Source organism: Sphingopyxis sp. (assembly GCF_051861155.1).
Lineage (GTDB): Bacteria > Pseudomonadota > Alphaproteobacteria > Sphingomonadales > Sphingomonadaceae > Sphingopyxis.
Map to the genome: position 1 here is coordinate 1 of NZ_JBHYDE010000007.1, position 17,789 is coordinate 17,789.

Genomic DNA, 17,789 nt, shown 5'->3' on the forward strand with positions numbered 1-17,789 from the left:
ATCTCGGGCGCGATCCAGCATCTCGCCGGCATGAAGGATTCGAAGACGATCGTCGCGATCAACAAGGACGAAGACGCGCCGATCTTCCAAGTGGCCGACTTCGGCCTCGTCGCCGATCTGTTCAATGCCGTGCCGGAACTGACCGGCAAGATCTGATCGTCCGGCAGAATCGCAATGCAGAAAGGGCGGCCCCGATGGGCTGCCCTTTTTCTTTGCCTGCCCGGTGTCAGGCCCGTCTTGAAGCCCGTCATCTTTTTGTCATCACAATGCCGTTTGAGCAGGGCGAGGAGTTTCGTCCATGCCCCAGCCCGACAAACGCGCGCTGCTTGCTCAAGGTCTCAGCGCCGGTGATGACGACGATGCGTTGCGGGCGCGGTTGGTCGCGGCGGGCGTATCGTTGGCAACGGCGAAATATGAGGTCGACCGGCTGACCAAGGATCCGATGGCGGGCGAGCTGCGCCGGCAGGCGGCGCGTATGGCCAAGCAGCGCTGGCTGTTTGCCAATCAGGAGCGGTTGGCGTCCGGGGCCGATGGCGGCTTTGCGCTCGACACGCTCGACGCGCCCGACGTCGATCATTTCTATCGCCATTATTACGAAGCGAACCGGCCCGCGAAACTGACGGGAATCGTTGATCATTGGCCAGCGTTGCAGCGCTGGTCGCTCGACCATTTTGCATCGGTCGTCGGCGATGCCGTCGTCGAAGCGCAGGTCGAGCGCGAGCGCGATCCCGAATATGAACTCGCCAAGGACGATCACCGCCGTCTGGTCCGTTTTGCCGAACTGATCGACTGGCTGCGCAAGGACGAGGCGAGCAACGATATTTACCTGACCGCCTATAACAGCGGGACCAATGCGGCGGCGCTGGCGCCGCTGTGGGACGACATGGCGCCGATCGCGCTGCTTGATCCGCGACGGCACGACGGCTTTTTCTGGTTGGGGCCAAGGGGGACGCTCACGCCCTGGCATCACGACCTGACCAACAATCTGCTGGTGCAGGTGACCGGCCGCAAGCGCGTTCGGATGGCGCCGCCATGGGCTTTTGCACGGATGAAGAACAGCCGGCATTGTTTTTCCGACTGGGGCAATGCGGCGCTGCCGCCCGGCGCTGGCGATGCTGAAACACCCCCGGTTCTCGAAACAATAATCGGGCCTGGCGAGGGGGTGTTTCTGCCCGTCGGATGGTGGCATCAGGTTGAAGCGCTCGACCTGTCGGCGAGCATGAGCTTCACCAGCTTCCGCCGTGCCAATGCGCATGTCCAAGACTATGTCTCTTGGGGCGCACTTTAGCCCATCCTGATATAAATTCTTCTTTATATGTAATATTTCTTCTTGCGCACTGTTTGAGGCGCGTCTAACGGCGCCGTCCCCGGCCAGTCTGCGGGGCGGACATCAACGGATCGGGGTTTCGCGAAGCCCGCCCGCGTCGACCGGCTCTGCCGGTTCGCTGTACGGATGCCGCCACGTTTGGTCAGGTACCATGGCGTCTATAGCTCAGGGGTAGAGCGCCGGCCCGAAAAGCCGGAGGTCGCGGGTTCGATTCCCGTTGGGTGCACCATTGGATAGCTCAATCGGGTAGAGCACTAGACTGTTAATCTAGATGTTGAAGGTTCGAATCCTTCTCCACCTCGGTCCGTGAAACGACCGCCAGATTTAGGTTCTGGTTCTTAACTTGGGCTCGGGGATCGGCTTGCGGAAAGGCGATGTCGTCGCCTGTCCACCTCCTTAGGGATGCGGATGGGAGCGGCTCCGGCTGGACGCCATGCCGGAAGATCCGACAGGCGGTGATGGCCGCGCTGCAGCGGAGTCGGGATGGCTGTTTTTGAACGGCCGTCCCCGCCCCGGTGCCGCAACGCCCGCTCGCGCTCCGTCCATCTTTCGCCATGCCGCCGGTCCCCGAACCCTTTGGGCTGCGGGAAAAAGTGAAGTGCAACGCAAACAAGAAAGGAAATCGGCGTGACGTGACGCGGATTAAGAATGGTGAATGACATGATGAAGCAACTGATCGATAGCCTGATGGGCCGCAAGCGCGTGCTCATCGACGAAAATGAACGTGCGGTCTGGCTCTACAAGGGCGAGGTCCGCGGCATCCTGGGTGCCGGCGAACATGTGCTGAAGAACCGCGACGGTTCGCTGCGCATCGAACGTCAGGCGCTGACCCAGATGCTGTTCAAGTCGGCCTATGAGCAAGCGGTGCTCGAAAAACTGCCGGTCGATGCGGCAACGCATCTGACGGTAGTCCGCACGGCCGAGAATGAGATTGCTGTCATCGAACGCGACGGAATCATCAACACCATTCTCGGTCCCGACGACAAGCTGATCCTGTGGACCGACGCGGGTCCGTGGAAGGCGGCGACCATCGATATCGCGGCGAACCCGCGGGTCGATGCGAAGCTTCTCCAGCGGCTGCAGAAGGCCGACAAGACCCAGCTCGTCGCGCGCGTCGAGGTCGACGAGGGCAGGACCGCGCTCGTCAGCATCGACGGGCGGATGATCGATCGGCTCGATGCGGGCGTCACCGGCTACTGGAACCCGGGGCGGAAGATCGCCGCGAAGCTGGTCGATCTGACCCGCCAGGCGCTCGATGTCACGGGGCAGGAAGTGCTGACCCGCGACCGCGTGACGCTGCGGATCAACATCAGCGCGGAATACCGCGTTGTCGATCCGACGCTTGCCGTGTCGAGCGTGAAGGACTTCGCCGACGCGCTCTACCGGGCGCTGCAGCTGGCCTTCCGCAAGACGATTGGCGCGCTGACGCTCGATCAGATCCTCGAACAAAAGGGGCTGGTCGATGCCGAGGCGGCGGACAAGGTCCGTGCCGATATGGCGATGGTCGGGGTCGAGGTTTCGGACATTTCGCTCAAGGACGTGATCCTGCCGGGCGAGATGCGCGAGATCCTGAACCAGGTCGTCGCGGTACAGAAGGAGGCGGAGGCGAATGTCATCCGCCGGCGTGAGGAAACGAACGCGACGCGCTCGCTGCTCAACACGGCGAAGGTCATGGCCGAAAACCCGGTCACGCTCCGCCTGAAAGAGCTCGAGGCGCTGGAAAGCATCGCGGGCAAGGTCGAGCGACTGACGGTGACCAACGGCACCGAAGGCCTGCTCAACGACCTTGTGCGCCTGCGCGACTGACGGAGAGGGGCCGGTGAAAGCCGGCCCCTTTTTTGTTATCGGGATCGTAAATTCTTCGCGCTAAACGACGCCGCCATGGCCCTGATCAGCGATTATCAGCAACGGCAGATGCGCGACACCGAATTGCGGCGTTTCGACCGTTGGTTCGTCGATACCGCCATGGGGCCGGCCTATCGCGGCCGCGACGGGCGGGCGCGGGGGGTGAAGCCTGACGAGGTGGCGCGCTGGCGCGGCGAGGTCGAGGCGCATGTCGATGCGATGATCGCGGCGATCCCGGCGCAGGCCGCGTGGGCGATCGGGGCGCTGCTCGCCATCGTGTTCGGCGGCGGCTGGCTGCTCGACGTGCTGGCGATTGCGCAGCGGTTCCATGCCCCCGCGATCGGACTGGGGGTGTTCATCGTCGAGGTCGGCATGATCGGCATCGAAATCTGGGACTATGTCGCGGGCTGGCGCGCGCGCCGCGACGGCATCGAGGCGGCGGTGGCGGCGCGCGCGCCGCTGCCGATCGACCCGGCGCGGCTGGGCAGCGGGCATAATTGGTTCCAGACCGGCGTCCTGGCGCTGGTCGTCCCGATCATCCTGCTCGCTTATGCCTCGCACCTCGACGAGGAGTTGATCGATCGGATCGACTGGCGCTGGGTCTTTGCCGCGATCCCGCTGGCGTGGGGGCTGCATTTTGCCGCCAAATGCTATGACCGGCGGATAAGGAGCCTGCGGCGTTAGCGTCGATTATCGAGTCGGCTGCCAGAATACCCGGTTGGAATAAGTGGTCGCGACCGGTGCACCGCTGGCATCGAGCGCCGGGGTGAATTTGGCTCTCGCCGAAACCAACGGACATGTTCGTTCGTCCAGCATGGCGAACCCGGAACTTTGGATAATTTCGCAGCCTGTAACCATGCCCTCTTTGTCGATCTGAAGACGGAATCCGGTTTTCCCCTCCAGCCGCTGTCGCTGCGCTGCGGCCGGATAGTCGTTGTTCGTGACCCAGCGGCCCGCATTGCCCAAGGGTTCAGCTTCCCGCTTGTACGCGCGGCGGGCCGCGGCATCTTCGCCTTTGGCGGTCGCGATATGATCTTGGCAGTTTCGGAGCGCGACGAACGCCTTTTGGGCGCCGGGCCACCGCATCTTTGCGTCGATTCCGCTGGCGCCAGCGACAATCCGTATTTTTTGATCGTCGACGAGCAGGTCGGCAAAGGATAAGGTCTTCGCCGTTGTCCACCGGAGGATGCGCTGGCTGCCGTCGGTTGTCACTTCGATCATGCCATAGAATTTCTGAGGCTTGGCGGTTTCGTCGATCACCATCTCGACTACGCCGCTTCTTGCCTTGGCGAGAAGCGTATCGCTGGCGAGCTTGAAATCATGTGTCGTGGAATAGAGGTTTGGCTGGATCTGCAAAGTGACTTGCGCGCCGCTGCCGCCAAAGTTTCGGAACAATGTACATTGGTCGGGTTGCTCGTCTAGCTGCCAAGGTCCAACCGGTTGCCACATTGGCGTTTCCGCCCCGTGGGCGATCGTTGTCGTGCCCATGCTGGTCAGCATGAAGGCGAAGGTGAAAAAGGCGCGCTGCATCAATATCCCCGATTTGACCCATAGCCTATCATGCGTGGGTTAGAAGCAACAATAGGCTGACGCGATTGCCGGGTTGCGCTTGCCGCGCCTTGCCCGCACCATCGGGGCGATGATCGATCTGCCTTCCTTGCTGTCCGCGTTCATGGTGCGGACCATCGGCCACGGCGATCTGTCGGGGCTGGCGCGCCTGTCGGGCGGCGCCAATATGGAGAGCTGGGCGTTCGATTGGGCGGGCGGCGCCTATGTGCTGCGCCGCGCGCCGTCGGCGGACTATATGGCGGGGCGGCCCTATGGCCATGCCGACGAGGCGGCGCTGGTGATTGCGGCACATGGCGCGGGGGTTAAGGCGCCCGAGGTTGTCGGGGTGCTAGCGGACGGCGACGGGATGGGCACTGGTTATGTGATGCGGCGCGTCATCGCCGAGGTGAATCCGGCGAAGATATTGGCCGATCCGCCACCGTCGCTGCTGACCGACCTGGGGCGCGAGCTGGCGCGTATTCATGCCATTCCAGCCGAAACCATTCCGGCGGCGATCCCGCTGATGGACACCGTGGCGGCGCTCGCCGAGCTGAAGGGGCGCTTTCTGGACTATGGCGGCGACCGGCCGGTAATCGCGCTGGCGATCAAATGGTGCGAGGATCATCTGCCGCCGCCTGCCGCGCCCGTGCTGGTGCATGGCGATTACCGGATGGGCAACATCATGGTCGATTGCGCCAAAGAGAGCGGGGGGCTGGCGGTCGTGCTCGACTGGGAACTCGCACATCGCGGCGACGCGCATGAGGATCTGGCGTTCGGGTGCATGACGGTGTGGCGGTTTGGGCGGATCGACCAAACGGCGTTCGGGGTCGGCAGTCTTGCGGAGTATTTCGCGGCCTATGAAGCCGCAGGTGGAGTCCAGGTCGACCGCGACCGCTTCCGTTTCTGGCTGGTATATCGCACCCTTTGGTGGGCGCTCGGCTGTTTGCAGATGGGGCAGGCGTGGCGTAATGGCGCCGACCCGACCGTCGAGCGCGTCGTTATCGGGCGGCGAACCGCCGAGCAGGAGCTTGACCTGCTGTTGCTGCTCGAGGTGGAGGCGCCGGCGGTCGAGCGGGGAAGGGCGCTGCCGCCTTCGTCAGTTGCCCATTCGGCGCCGACGGGTGAGCCGACGAATGGCGAGATCGTGCAGGCGGTGCGCGACTGGCTGGGCGATGCGATCAAGCCGCAGGCCGAGGGGCATGGCAAGTTTCAGGTTGCAGTGGCGATGAACGCGCTGGGGATCGTGATGCGCGACTTGGATGCCGGGGTGCGCGCCGAAGATCACGCGCTGGCGGCGGCGTTGCTGAGCGGCGCGGTGACACTCGCTCAGCCCGGATTGCTCGCGAAACTACGCCGCGCGGTGCTCGATAAATGCGCGGTCGACAGCCCCAAATATGCCGCGCTCGCCCGCGCGCGAGAAACTTGGGGTGCACAAGAATAACCAGGGAGAGAGACATGGATTTTGCGATGCCCGCCGACTTGCAGGCCTATCTGGACGAACTCGATGCCTTCATCGACGCCGAGATCAAGCCGCTGGAGGACGCCGACGACAATATCCGTTTTTTCGACCATCGCCGCGAACATGCGCGCACCGACTGGGACAATCAGGGCCTGCCGCGCCACGACTGGGAACAATTGCTGCGTCAGGCCACACGCAAGGCCGACGCCGCGGGGCATTGGCGCTTTTCGGCGCCGAAGAAATATGGCGGAAAGGATGGCAGCAATTTGTGGATGGCGGTGATCCGCGAGCATTTCGCCGCCAAGGGTCTTGGGCTCCACAACGACCTGCAGAACGAACATAGTATCGTCGGCAATTTCCCCTTTGTGGAGATGTTCGAGCAATTTGCGACGAGCGAGGAGCAGAAGCAGGAGTTCATTCTGGGCGGGTTCGAGGGCAAGCGCCGCACCGCGTTTGGCCTGACCGAGCCCGATCATGGCAGCGACGCGACGCATATGGAGACGCGCGGCGTTCGCGAAACCCGCGACGGCGTCGATGGCTGGCGGATCGATGGGCGCAAGATGTGGATCACCGGCATGCACGTCGCGACCCACTGCGCGACCTTCTGCCGCACCGACGGCAAGGGCGGCGATGCCAAGGGGATCACCTGTCTGCTGGTGCCGACGGGAACGCCGGGGATGAGCGTCGACGAATATATGTGGACGTTCAACATGCCCACCGACCATCCGCGGATGACGTTCGACAATGTGTGGGTGCCGGATAGTGCAAGGCTCGGGCCGGTCGGCGGCGGGTTGTCGATCGCGCAAAGCTTCGTCCACCAGAACCGCATCCGGCAGGCAGCGTCGTCGCTGGGCGCCGCGGTCTTCTGTATCGAGGAAAGCGTCAAATATGCCCGGACGCGAAAACCGTTCGGCGAGGCGCTGGCGCGCAATCAGGCGATCCAGTTCCCGCTCGTCGAGCTGGCGACGCAGGCCGAAATGCTGCGCTTGCTGATCCGCAAGACCGCATGGGATATGGACAACACCCCACACAAGGAAATCGAACACACGCTGTCGGACAAGGTCAGCATGTGCAATTACTGGGCGAACCGGCTGTGCTGCGAAGCCGCCGACCGCGCGATGCAGGTCCATGGCGGCATCGGCTATTCGCGCCACAAGCCGTTCGAGCATATCTATCGCCATCACCGGCGCTACCGGATCACAGAGGGCGCGGAGGAGATCCAGATGCGCAAGGTGGGGGCGTATCTGTTTGGGTATTTGGGGCCGCGGCGGGGGACGTTGGGGTAGGACCCAACTTTGGCCCGGTAACTGCCACTCCCAATTCGTCATCCCGGCGAAAGCTGGGACGACGATGTTCTATGGTAATAAACTGCTGGTTGCCGTCATCCCAAAGTTCAGGAAAGTTCAGCCCATTGCAGCGCCCGGTTTGTCGTGTGCGGTGGACAGAGGACGGCCGGATCCTAGCCGCGCCCGGAATCCGGGCGGCGACCGTTTTTGCCTACATATTGAAAGAGCTGAGGCGAAGGCTGGCACAGCGGAAAAATGTAGGAAAGCATTTTTTTGAGCTGCGGATGGCGGCTTTGGGTGGTGAGCGGACGTTCTCACCTAATTTCGTCATTCCCGCGAAGGCGGGAATCCCGCTTTTTCTTTCGCCGTCGCAAAGCGGGATCCCCGCCTTCGCGGGGATGACAGGAAACGGTCGAAACCGGTCAGCCCGGTTTGCGGAAGCGCAGGGTGAACTGGTCGGTCTTGCCGCGGATCGCGGGGTCGAAGACGTTCGTCGTGCGCGGGTCGTCGGCGCGTTTGTAGAGGTCGCTCTCGGCCTCCAGCTTGAACCCGGCCTTGGTCAGCGCCGCGACCACCGCCGCCTTGTCGATGCGGTGCAGGCTGTCGGCGAGCGTCGTGCCTGTCCCGTCGGCGGCGCTGTGGTCGACGATCACCAGCGTGCCGCCGGGCTTGAGCGCCGCGAACAGTGCCGCGCTCGCCTTGGCGCCGGTGCCTTCGGGGAAGGGTTTCAGATAAAGGTCGTGGAAATTCTGCACCGTGATGATCGTGTCGAGCGGTTCGGCGAAAGCAGGCGCGGCGAACGGTCCCGCGACCGCATCGACATTGGCGTAGGCGGCATCGACCGCGGCCTGATCGGTGCCATATTGTGCCTTGAACGCGATGAACTCGGCGGGCTGGAAGGCATGGACCTTGCCGGTCGGGCCGACCGCTGCCGCAAGCAGGCGGGTCACATAACCGCCGCCCATGACAAAATCGCCGACCTTTTCGCCCGGCGCGATCTGCGCGAACGCCAGCAACTCGGCGGGCTTGCGCGCCGCATCGCGCTCGCGATCGGCGGCGGGGCGCGCCGGATCGGCGAGCGCGGCCGGATAGTTTGGCGCGGCTTCCTTGGCAACGAGTGGGGTCGCGGAAACGGCGAGTAGCAGGGCGAGGGTAAGCGGACGGATCATGACATCGACTCCCGTGGTGTATCGCACCAGTATAACAGCATCGCGCGTCCTTCGCCCGTTTATTTGCATCTCGCGATTTTGATGATAGGTTTCTTCGTGAAACTAAAAATCGAGACAAGAGATTCGGGAGAGTCAGGATGTTTGATCTGGTGATACGCGGCGGCACTGTCGTCGATGGGTCGGGCGGGACGCCCTTTGTCGCCGATGTCGCGGTCGATGGCGACCGCATCGTCGCGGTCGGTGAGAACCTCGGCGCGGGGCGCGACGAAATCGACGCCAGCGGCAAGATCGTCACCCCCGGCTTTGTCGACGTCCACACCCATTATGACGGCCAGGCGACATGGGACGCCGAGATGGCGCCGTCGAGCTGGCACGGGGTCACCACCGTCGTCATGGGCAATTGCGGCGTCGGCTTCGCCCCCGCCAAGCCCGACCGCCACGACTGGCTGATCTCGCTGATGGAAGGAGTCGAGGACATCCCCGGCACCGCGCTGGCCGAGGGCATGTCGTGGGATTGGGAGACCTTCCCCGAATATATGGATGCGCTGGAAAAGCTGCCGCGGACGGTCGATGTCGCGTGCCACGTCCCGCACGGCGCGGTGCGCGCCTATGTGCTCGGCGACCGCGAGAAACCCGGCGCGATCCCGACCGATGCGGACATTGCCGAAATGTCGCGTATCGTCGAGGAAGGCATTCGCGCGGGCGCTCTCGGCTTTTCGACCAGCCGCACCGTGCTGCACAAATCGATCGACGGCGAACTGGTCCCCGGCACCACCGCGACCGCCGAGGAACTGATCGCGATCGGCCGCGCGATGGGGCGCGTCGGTTATGGCGTGTTCGAAATGGCGAGCGACCTGAAGCGCGAGTGGAACGAGTTTCAGTGGATGGGCGACCTCAGCCGCGAAACCGGGCTGCCGGTGACCTTCGCCGCGCTGCAATCGATCGCCAAGGAACTGCCGCTCGAGGAACAGATCGAAGAAATGCGCCGCCAGAATGCCACCGGCGCCAACATCGTCGCGCAGATCGCGCTGCGCGGCAACGGCATCATCATGGCGTGGCAGGGGACGGTCCACCCGTTCCGTTTCAAACCGGCGTGGAACGAGATTATCGATCTGCCGTGGGAGCAGCAACTCGCGAAGCTGAAAGACCCGGCGTTCAAGGCGCGCATGATCGCCGAAGAGAATGTTTGGCCCGAAAGCGACATCATCGACTTCCTGAAAATCGTCGCGCTCGGCTGGCCGGTGCAGTTCGAAATGGACCCCGATTTCAACTACGAGCCCAAGATGGACGAAAGCATCGCGGCGCGCGCCACCGCGGCGGGCGTCTCTCCGTCGGAATATGCCTATGACTTGCTGATGAAGGACGAGGGCAAGGGCTTCATCTATTTCCCGATTTTGAACTACCGCGACGGCAACCTCAATTTCCTCGAGGATTTGCAGCACGCCGACGACACGGTGAACAGCCTGTCCGATGGCGGCGCGCATTGCGGGACGATCTGCGACGCCGCGTCGCCGACCTTCATGCTTCAGCATTGGGTGCGCGACCGCGCGGGCAAGCGGATCGCGCTCGAACATGCGGTCAAGCGCCAGTGCCGCGATACCGCGCTGCTCTATGGGCTGGAAGATCGCGGCGTGCTGGCGCCGGGCTATCTCGCCGATCTGAACATCATCGATATGGGCGCGATCAAGCTCGGCAAACCGTGGCTCGCCTTCGACCTTCCCGCGGGCGGCAAGCGCCTACTGCAAAAGGCCGACGGCTATGTCGCGACGGTGAAGTCGGGCGAAGTCACGTTCCGCGATGGCGCGATGCAGGGACCGACCCCCGGCGGGGTGATCCGCGGCCCGCAGCGCGTCGAAATGGCGATGGCGGCGGAGTAGTCCCGAAACTCAACCAAACGTCATCCCGGCCTTCGCCGGGATGACGGCATTTATGCAGTGGTTGTTGTCCATCAGCGCGCCAGCAAATCCGACGGCAAAGTCGGTTCGCTGACCAGCTTTTCCATCCGCCGCCACATTTCGTCGCGGCCCGGCCTGCCGCGTTCGACATGCGCGCGGACCATCGCTTCGCCGAGGCCGTAGTTGATGACATAGCTGCGATATTGATCGGTGAAGCTGACCGATTGTTCGGCGCGCTTCTGCGACACCAGCAGATATTTCTGGGTCAGCTGGACGGCGGTCGGCCGGTCGATGGCACCGTCGAGATATTGCTGCGCGATCGTCAGCCGCGCGCCGCCCAGCGCTTCGATGGCTTTCAGCAATTGCCAGTAGCGGTCGTCGGACGGCACCGCGAGTTCGGCGAGCGGCATCAGCACGTCGCGCTCGGTCTCGGCCTTGCTGGCCTCGGGAAAGGCGAGGTCGATGCCGTAATTGGCGGTGCCTTCGGCGATCAGGCTTTGCGGGCTGTAGAGCGGATAGACGCTGAATTCGCTCCAGCCGCGCTCCTTCACCAGCTTTTCCTCGAGCTTCATGTTGAGCAGATGATGCCCCGGATAGCCTTCGTGGCAGCCGAGATCGAGCGCGCGCGACAGGCGGATCGGCAGGTCGGTGTTGACCTGGATCAGGCTGTGGTAGGCGCCCTGATAATAATTATAGCCGCTCCAGCTTTTGCCGGTGACGAATTCCAGCCGGAAACTTTCGCCGTCGGGCATGGCGATATGCGCGAGGCTGCGACCGCGGCAGCGCGCGATCGCGACGTCGAACACCTTTTGCAACCGGTCCTTGGGGATGGTGAAGGCGTCGAGATAGGCCTCGACGCGCGTCGCCAGCGGGCCGTCGCCGGGGACGAGGGCCTCAACCGCGGCGAGATGCTGGTCGTAGCTGGTGAGGGGCTTCAGCCGCGGGCGGACGCCGAACAGCCGTTCGGCCTCGTCGGCGAAGGCAAAGCGCGTGCCTTCCATCATCAGCAGCCGCGTTTCGGCGGCGCGCAGCTGGGCGCGCAGAAAGGCGGCGCGGCGGCGGTCGAGCGGGTCGGACAGGCGGCGCGCGGCGGTATTGAGCCGCGCGGTCAGATCGCGCGTCGCGGCGAGCAACGTCGGTTTGTCGCGCGGCGCGGCTTCGGCCGCCGCCTTCAGCTCGGGCGGGCCGTAATAGGCGTCGATATAGCCGTCCTCATGGGTGCCGATCTCGAGCGTCAGCTTGAGATAGCTCGCGGCGATGTCGTTCAGCGCCAGCGCCGAGGCGGGGGTACGGCGCACGTCGATCGCGGCGACGTCGGCCGGTGCTGCGGGCTGCACGGTCGCACTCGTCGCGCAGCCCGACAGGATGGCGGTGGCGGCGAGCGCCAATATGATCGATCTGGGCATCACGCGGTTATGGGCTCCTGGTCGTCTGAGATGTCTTCGGAGGTGTCTTCGACATCGCCATCGGCGGCGATCTCGGCGTCGGTTTCGCGCTCCACCGCATCATGTTCGGGATGGAGCGGGGCAAAGCGGAGGATAGCAAAGCCGATCAGCGCCGCGGCAAGCGACCCCATCAGGATACCGATCTTGGCCTCCTCGACCAGCAGCGGGTCGCCGGGAAACGCAAGGCCGCCGATGAACAGGCTCATCGTAAAGCCGATGCCGCACAGCATCGCGACGCCATAGATTTGCAGCCAGGTCGCGCCGCGCAGCTTGCCCGCGATGCCCAGTTTGACCGCCAGCCAGACGCTGCCGAAAATGCCGATCTGCTTGCCCAGGAACAGCCCCGCCGCGATGCCGAGCGGCAGCGGCGCGACCAGCTGTTCGGCGGTCAGGCCGCTAACGTCGACCCCGGCGTTGGCAAAGCCGAACAGCGGCACGATCGCAAAGGCGACCCATGGATGCAGACCATGTTCGAGCCGGTGGAGCGGCGAGCTCTGGCTGTCGGGCGACCCTGGCGTGCGCTCGAACGGGATCGCCATCGCCGCGAGCACCCCGGCGATCGTGGCGTGAACGCCCGACAGCAGCATCGCATACCAGAGCAAGGCAAAGGCGAGCAGGTAGAGCGGCAGGCTTTTGAGCCCGAGCCGGGCCATCGCGAACATCGCGCCGAGGACCGCCGCCGCAGCGGCAAGCGCCAGCAGGTTGATCTTGGCGGTGTAAAAGAGCGCGATGATCGCCACGGCGCCCATGTCGTCGACGATCGCGACGGTGACGAGGAACAGCTTGAGCGACGTCGGCGCGCGGCGACCGAGCAGCGCGAGCACCCCCATGGCAAAGGCGATGTCGGTGGCGGCGGGGATCGCCCAGCCCTGCGTGAGCCCCGGGGTCGTCCCGGCAAAGATCAGGTACAGCGCAGCGGGGATCGCCATGCCCGCCGCCGCGGCGAGGAAGGGCAGCCGCCGCCGGTCCCAGCTTGCGAGGCGTCCGTCGACGAACTCGCGCTTGATCTCTAGCCCGACGAGCAGGAAAAATATCGCCATCAGCCCGTCGTTGATCCACAGATGGACCGTCATCGGCCCCAGCTTGGCGGTGAGCACCGGCCCGGTCACCGCATGGATCATATGGTGATAGGCGGGGGCGAGCGACGAATTGGCGACAATCATTGCCAATATGGCTGCGAAAATTAGCAGCATGCCGCCCGCGCTCTCGCTCGAGAGAAAGTCGCGCAGCGCCGAACGGGGCGGAAAACTGCCATTCATTGGTCGGTTAAGTCTAACATATGATGGGGCATTGGTGGCGTCCTAGCTCTATGCGCCCGGCTTTACAAATCTCCCTCGCGCACTAGCAATATGGGCGTGGGTGGCGCGACGCCGCCGTGGCACGAGGCTGGTGGGTGGAGCTATCGACCGCATGGCTGGAATGGCTGGTGACGGGGGCCGGCCATGAACTGATGCTGTTCGCATCGGTGGGCATTTTGCTGATCGGGCTCGACGACCTGTTGTTCGATGCGCTGTGGCTCGGCACGCGGAACCAAACCGCCCCCTCCCGCTATCGCCGCGAAGCGCCGCCGCTCAGCGGAACGCTGGCCGTCTTCATTCCGGCGTGGGACGAGCATCGCGTGCTGCCCGCCATGCTGAACCGCGCGCTGGCGGCGTGGGCGGGCGAAGACGTCCGCATCTATATCGGCTGTTATCCCAATGATGCTGCGACTTTGTTCGCCGTCTCGCCGCTGATCGCGCGCGACCGCCGGTTGCGGCTGGTGGTCAGCGACCGCGACGGTCCGACGACCAAAGGCGACAATCTCAACCGCCTATGGGCGGCGCTGGGCGAGGACGAGCGCGCCGAGGGCAGGCGCGTCGCCGCGATCGTCCTCCACGATGCCGAGGATCACGTGCATCCGGGCGAGATCGCGCTCTATCGCCGCCATCTCGGCGAAAATGCGATGGTCCAGATTCCCGTCGTGCCGACGATGGCGCGCGGCGCACGGTGGATCGGCGGCCATTATGGCGATGAATTTGCCGAGGCGCATGGCAAGGAACTGGTCGTCCGCTCGCGGCTCGGCCTGCCGCTGCCGTCGGCGGGGGTCGGCTGCGCGCTGACGCGGCATACGCTGGCGCTGCTCGCGCTGGAGCGCGGCGGCGACCCGTTCCGCACCAACAGCCTGACCGAGGATTATGAGCTGGGCATGGTGATCGGCGCCTATGGCCTGCGCACCCGCTTTGTCGACATGGCGGCGCCGACCGGCGACCGGATCGTGTCGCGCGGGGCGTTCCCCGACCGCGCCGACGCGGCGGTACGGCAAAAGGCGCGCTGGATCGCCGGGATCGCGCTGGCAGGGTGGGATCATCTGGGTTGGCCCGGTGCGCGGCGCGACGCCGGGCCGCCGTCGCTGGGTCGGCTGTGGCTCGCGCGCTGGATGCTGTGGCGCGATCGCCGGGCGCCGCTCGCCGCGCTGGTGCTGCTCGCCGCCTATGCGGCGCTGGTGCTGACCGCGATCGGCGGCGCGGGGCAGGCGCTGCTGGGGTGGCAGCCCGCGGAGCTGGGCGACGCCATGCGGCTGCTGCTGGCGCTCGGCGCGGTCATGTTGGTCTGGCGGCTCGCGATGCGCAGCCTGTTCACCGCGCGCTGCTATGGCTGGCGCGAGGCCGCGTGGGCGCTGCCGCGGGCCTTTGTCGCGAACATCGTTGCGATGCTGGCGGCGCGGCGCGCGGTGATGATTTACTGGCGGATGCTGCGATCGGGCGAGGTCGTGTGGGACAAGACCGAGCATCACGCCGCCGATATGGAGGCCGATCCGATCGCGGCGCCGGTGTTGCAGCGGTGACCGTCCGGCGATCGGTGGCGGGCCGCGATGCCCCGGCGCTGCGCTTCCTGCTGCTCTGCGTTGGCGGCTGGACCGTGCTGCGCGTCGCCGCGCACTGGAACCCTGCGGTACCGCCGCCGCCCGCCGCTGCCGTGCCGCCTTGGTCGGCCCCGTCGCCCTTTGCGGCGATCGGCCCGGTCGCGCGCAGCCACCCGGCGGTTGTAGCGCCTGTTCCGCACGTCACGGCGATTCCGGCGAGAACCCAAAATTCGCGGTCCTATGCACTTGCGGCTGATTGGTTAAAACCCGCGGCCACCGACAGCGCAGCGGTGTCAGGCATCGGCGGCGCGGCCGATCGGCACAGCCTGCGGTTCGCCTTGATGGCGCACCGTCTGCCCGCGCCCGCGGGCGGTGGGGCGCGTTCGGCGCTAGGCGCCGGTGGCCCGGTCTGGGCGCCGCTGCCCGCCGCCGCGCGCGCCGATCCGGGGCAGGGCAAGCCCTTTTGGATGCGGCGCCAGATGTCGGGTTGGTCGCTGGCCGGCTGGCTTTACCTGCGCGGCGGCGCGGTCGCCGCACCCGACGCGATCGCCGCGGCGGGCCAGCTTGGCGGCAGCCAGGCGGGGATGCGGATCGGCTATGGCTTCGGCGCCACCGGCCGCGCGCGCGTCTATGGCCGCGCGGCGCTCGCGGTGCGCCGCCCCGAACAGCGCGACCTTGCGTTCGGGCTGGCCTTTGCCCCGGTGGCACATTGGCCGGTCGATGTCGCGGTCGAACAGCGCCTTGCCGCGGGCAAAGAGGGGCGCACCGCGCTCGCCGCGATGGTCAGCGGCGGCGTTTCCGACGTTGCACTGCCGCACGGTTTTCGGCTGGAGGCCTATGGCCAGGCCGGAGTGGTCGGGATGCGCCGCCGCGACGGCTTTGCCGACGGCGCGATCGTCGTCGACCGGCGGATCGGCCCCGACGAAACGTCGCCGCTGCGGCTCGGTGCGCTGGCGGCGGGGGCGGTGCAGCCCGGTGCGGCGCGGGTCGACGTCGGCCCGCGGCTGACGCTGCGCCTTCCGCAAGTCGGCGAAGGCAGCCGGATCGCGGTCGACTGGCGCCAGCGCGTCGCGGGCGATGCGGTTCCCGAAAGCGGCGTCGCGCTGACCCTCGCCACCGACTTCTGACCCGCGGCGAAATTAAGCGCCGCAGCCGATTCCCCGCGCCCGAAAAATACTCTAGGGTCGCGGGACTCGGCGACTTTTCGTGCGCCGCAGACGCGTTTGGGGCCCATGGATCTTTACCTTCCCGTTGCCAATCTGTCGGTCAATGCGCTGGTTATCGTCTTGCTCGGCGGCGGGGTGGGGTTTCTGTCGGGCATGTTCGGGGTCGGCGGCGGGTTCCTGACTACGCCGCTGCTGATCTTTTACGGCATCCCGCCGACGGTTGCCGCAGCGTCGGCGGCGACGCAGGTCACCGGCGCGAGCGTATCGGGGGTGATGGCGCATCTGGAGCGCGACGGGGTCGACCTGCGGATGGGCGCGGTGCTGGTCGCGGGCGGCCTGCTCGGGTCGCTAGTCGGTGCCGGGCTGTTCGAACTGCTCACCGCCTGGGGCCAGATCGATACGGTGATTTCGATCCTCTATGTCGCCTTGCTCGGCACCGTCGGGACGTTCATGGGGCGCGAGGCATGGGGCAGCTTTCGCGCCGCGCAGGCGGGGTTGCCCGCCCCGGCGCGCAAGCGCCGCCACCATCCGATGGTCGCCAACCTGCCGCTGCGCTGGCGCTTCTACCGCTCGGGCCTCTATATCTCGCCGCTCGCGCCGCTACTGCTCGGCATGGCGGGCGGGGTGCTGACGATGCTGCTGGGGGTCGGCGGCGGGTTCATCATGGTCCCCGCAATGCTTTATCTGCTCGGCATGGGGACGCAGGTTGTCGTCGGGACGTCGCTGTTCCAGATCCTGTTCGTGACGATCGCGACGACGATGGTCCACGCGCTGACCACCGGCGCGGTCGACATTGTCCTCGCCGGGCTGCTGCTGCTCGGCAGCGTCGTCGGCGCGCAGTTCGGCGCGCGTTTCGCGCAAAAGGCGCGGCCCGAATATCTGCGGCTGGCGCTGGCGGCGATCGTGCTGCTGGTGGCGTTGCAGATGGCGGTCGGGCTGTTCATCCGCCCCGACGAAATCTATTCGGTGCAATGACCGGGCTGCGCGCCTTGATCCTGTGCATCGCGGCGCTGCTGCTGGCGCCGGGCATGGCGCAGGCCGCCGACCCGCGGCTGGTCCCTGACGTGTCGAGCCGCGCGATCGACATCCAGTACAGCTTTACCGGCGAGGAACTCCTGCTGTTCGGCGCGATCCTCTATCCCGGCCAGCGGCTGCCCGACGAACGCGCCGACATCGTCGTGGTGCTGAAGGGACCGGTGCGGCCGATCATCCTGCGCGAAAAGCGCCGCGTGGCCGGCATCTGGGTCAATGCCAGCAGCATTCGCCTGCGTACCTCGCCCGGCTTTTACGCGATCGGATCGTCGCGGCCAATCGACAAGCTGGTCGACGAACGCACCGCCGCGATCTTTGAATTGGGGCTCGCCAATCTGTCGATGTCGCCGACCGGCTTTTCGGAAGCGAACAAGCTCGAACGGTTCGAGGCGGGGCTGACCGACCTCTATCGCCGGATCGGGCTATTCTATGAAAATCCGGCGGCGGTCGAGATTACCGAAGGCGTGCTTTACCGCGCCCGCATTCCGGTGCCGGCGCGCGTTCCCGTTGGCACCTACCGCGCCGAAACTTTCCTGATCAGCCGCGGCCGCGTCATCGCGGTGGCATCGCGCGACGTCCAGATCCGCAAGGCCGGGTTCGAACGCTTTGTCGCGCTGGCGGCGCAGCGCCATGGCTTTCTTTATGGCCTGACCGCGGTGTTGCTGTCGCTGCTGCTCGGCTATGCCGCATCGGCGATATTCCGCCGCCGGTAAAACGCCTTTAGCCTATATTTACCCTAGCCTGCGATACCGAACGCCGGGACCACAATAGGCGG

The 17,789-nt window shown here is 65.5% G+C and carries 14 protein-coding genes, 2 tRNA genes and 1 pseudogene; 13 read left to right on the plus strand and 4 right to left on the minus strand.

Features of this window, described 5'->3' with window-relative positions; genetic code table 11:
- The 6 genes and pseudogenes from ACTIFP_RS13110 to ACTIFP_RS13135 all read left to right on the plus strand — a co-directional run.
- A pseudogene (locus tag ACTIFP_RS13110) lies at positions 1 to 156 on the plus strand (electron transfer flavoprotein subunit alpha/FixB family protein); the annotation flags it as partial.
- Positions 157 to 298: 142 nt separating this feature from the next.
- On the plus strand, positions 299 to 1,288 hold the full coding sequence (locus ACTIFP_RS13115; protein WP_439569158.1) for a cupin-like domain-containing protein: 990 nt from the start codon (positions 299 to 301) through the stop codon (positions 1,286 to 1,288).
- Between the two features lie 193 nt (positions 1,289 to 1,481).
- Positions 1,482 to 1,556 (plus strand) — tRNA-Phe (locus ACTIFP_RS13120).
- Between the two features lie 2 nt (positions 1,557 to 1,558).
- A tRNA-Asn gene (locus ACTIFP_RS13125) sits at positions 1,559 to 1,624 on the plus strand.
- Positions 1,625 to 1,987: 363 nt separating this feature from the next.
- On the plus strand, positions 1,988 to 3,133 hold the full coding sequence (locus ACTIFP_RS13130; protein ID WP_439569159.1) for a slipin family protein: 1,146 nt from the start codon (positions 1,988 to 1,990) through the stop codon (positions 3,131 to 3,133).
- A gap of 75 nt (positions 3,134 to 3,208) precedes the next feature.
- Complete coding sequence (locus tag ACTIFP_RS13135; protein ID WP_439569160.1) at positions 3,209 to 3,856, plus strand: hypothetical protein; 648 nt, start codon at positions 3,209 to 3,211, stop codon at positions 3,854 to 3,856.
- A 6-nt stretch (positions 3,857 to 3,862) separates the two neighbouring features.
- Here ACTIFP_RS13135 and ACTIFP_RS13140 read toward each other — a convergent pair whose 3' ends face one another.
- On the minus strand, positions 3,863 to 4,702 hold the full coding sequence (locus ACTIFP_RS13140) for an energy transducer TonB (protein WP_439569161.1): 840 nt from the start codon (positions 4,700 to 4,702) through the stop codon (positions 3,863 to 3,865).
- A gap of 109 nt (positions 4,703 to 4,811) precedes the next feature.
- On the opposite strand from ACTIFP_RS13140, the gene ACTIFP_RS13145 reads away from it, so the two are divergent.
- Entirely contained in the window at positions 4,812 to 6,161 is a 1,350-nt protein-coding gene (locus ACTIFP_RS13145; protein ID WP_439569162.1) for a phosphotransferase family protein, read from the plus strand.
- 14 nt (positions 6,162 to 6,175) lie between these two features.
- The gene (locus tag ACTIFP_RS13150) at positions 6,176 to 7,465 is read left to right on the plus strand and encodes an acyl-CoA dehydrogenase family protein (RefSeq protein WP_439569163.1); all 1,290 of its coding nucleotides are present in this window, start codon (positions 6,176 to 6,178) and stop codon (positions 7,463 to 7,465) included.
- Positions 7,466 to 7,887: 422 nt separating this feature from the next.
- Here ACTIFP_RS13150 and ACTIFP_RS13155 read toward each other — a convergent pair whose 3' ends face one another.
- A complete protein-coding gene (locus tag ACTIFP_RS13155) occupies positions 7,888 to 8,634 on the minus strand; it encodes a class I SAM-dependent methyltransferase (RefSeq protein WP_439569164.1) in 747 nt (248 codons plus the stop codon).
- A gap of 137 nt (positions 8,635 to 8,771) precedes the next feature.
- On the opposite strand from ACTIFP_RS13155, the gene ACTIFP_RS13160 reads away from it, so the two are divergent.
- Positions 8,772 to 10,511, plus strand: coding sequence for an N-acyl-D-amino-acid deacylase family protein (locus tag ACTIFP_RS13160; RefSeq protein ID WP_439569165.1), 1,740 nt, complete (start codon positions 8,772 to 8,774; stop codon positions 10,509 to 10,511).
- A 71-nt stretch (positions 10,512 to 10,582) separates the two neighbouring features.
- Here the strand turns inward: ACTIFP_RS13160 and ACTIFP_RS13165 are convergent, their stop codons facing one another.
- Positions 10,583 to 11,935, minus strand: coding sequence for a hypothetical protein (locus tag ACTIFP_RS13165; RefSeq protein ID WP_439569166.1), 1,353 nt, complete (start codon positions 11,933 to 11,935; stop codon positions 10,583 to 10,585).
- Positions 11,935 to 13,233 (minus strand): Na+/H+ antiporter NhaA, encoded by a 1,299-nt coding sequence (nhaA, locus tag ACTIFP_RS13170; RefSeq protein WP_439569167.1) that lies wholly within the window; start codon positions 13,231 to 13,233, stop codon positions 11,935 to 11,937. Before nhaA ends, ACTIFP_RS13165 begins: the two co-directional genes overlap by 1 nt.
- Positions 13,234 to 13,367: 134 nt before the next feature.
- On the opposite strand from nhaA, the gene ACTIFP_RS13175 reads away from it, so the two are divergent.
- From ACTIFP_RS13175 to ACTIFP_RS13190, 4 genes are all read left to right on the plus strand, one after another.
- Positions 13,368 to 14,798 carry a glycosyl transferase family protein gene (locus tag ACTIFP_RS13175; RefSeq protein ID WP_439569168.1) on the plus strand — a complete coding sequence of 477 codons (1,431 nt, stop codon included), beginning with the start codon at positions 13,368 to 13,370 and terminating at the stop codon, positions 14,796 to 14,798.
- On the plus strand, positions 14,795 to 15,943 hold the full coding sequence (locus tag ACTIFP_RS13180; protein ID WP_439569169.1) for a hypothetical protein: 1,149 nt from the start codon (positions 14,795 to 14,797) through the stop codon (positions 15,941 to 15,943). Before ACTIFP_RS13175 ends, ACTIFP_RS13180 begins: the two co-directional genes overlap by 4 nt.
- A gap of 105 nt (positions 15,944 to 16,048) precedes the next feature.
- Complete coding sequence (locus tag ACTIFP_RS13185) at positions 16,049 to 16,957, plus strand: sulfite exporter TauE/SafE family protein (RefSeq protein WP_439569170.1); 909 nt, start codon at positions 16,049 to 16,051, stop codon at positions 16,955 to 16,957.
- Entirely contained in the window at positions 16,954 to 17,727 is a 774-nt protein-coding gene (locus ACTIFP_RS13190) for a TIGR02186 family protein (RefSeq protein ID WP_439569171.1), read from the plus strand. The genes ACTIFP_RS13185 and ACTIFP_RS13190 overlap by 4 nt, the downstream gene beginning before the upstream one ends.
- Positions 17,728 to 17,789: the final 62 nt, after the last annotated feature.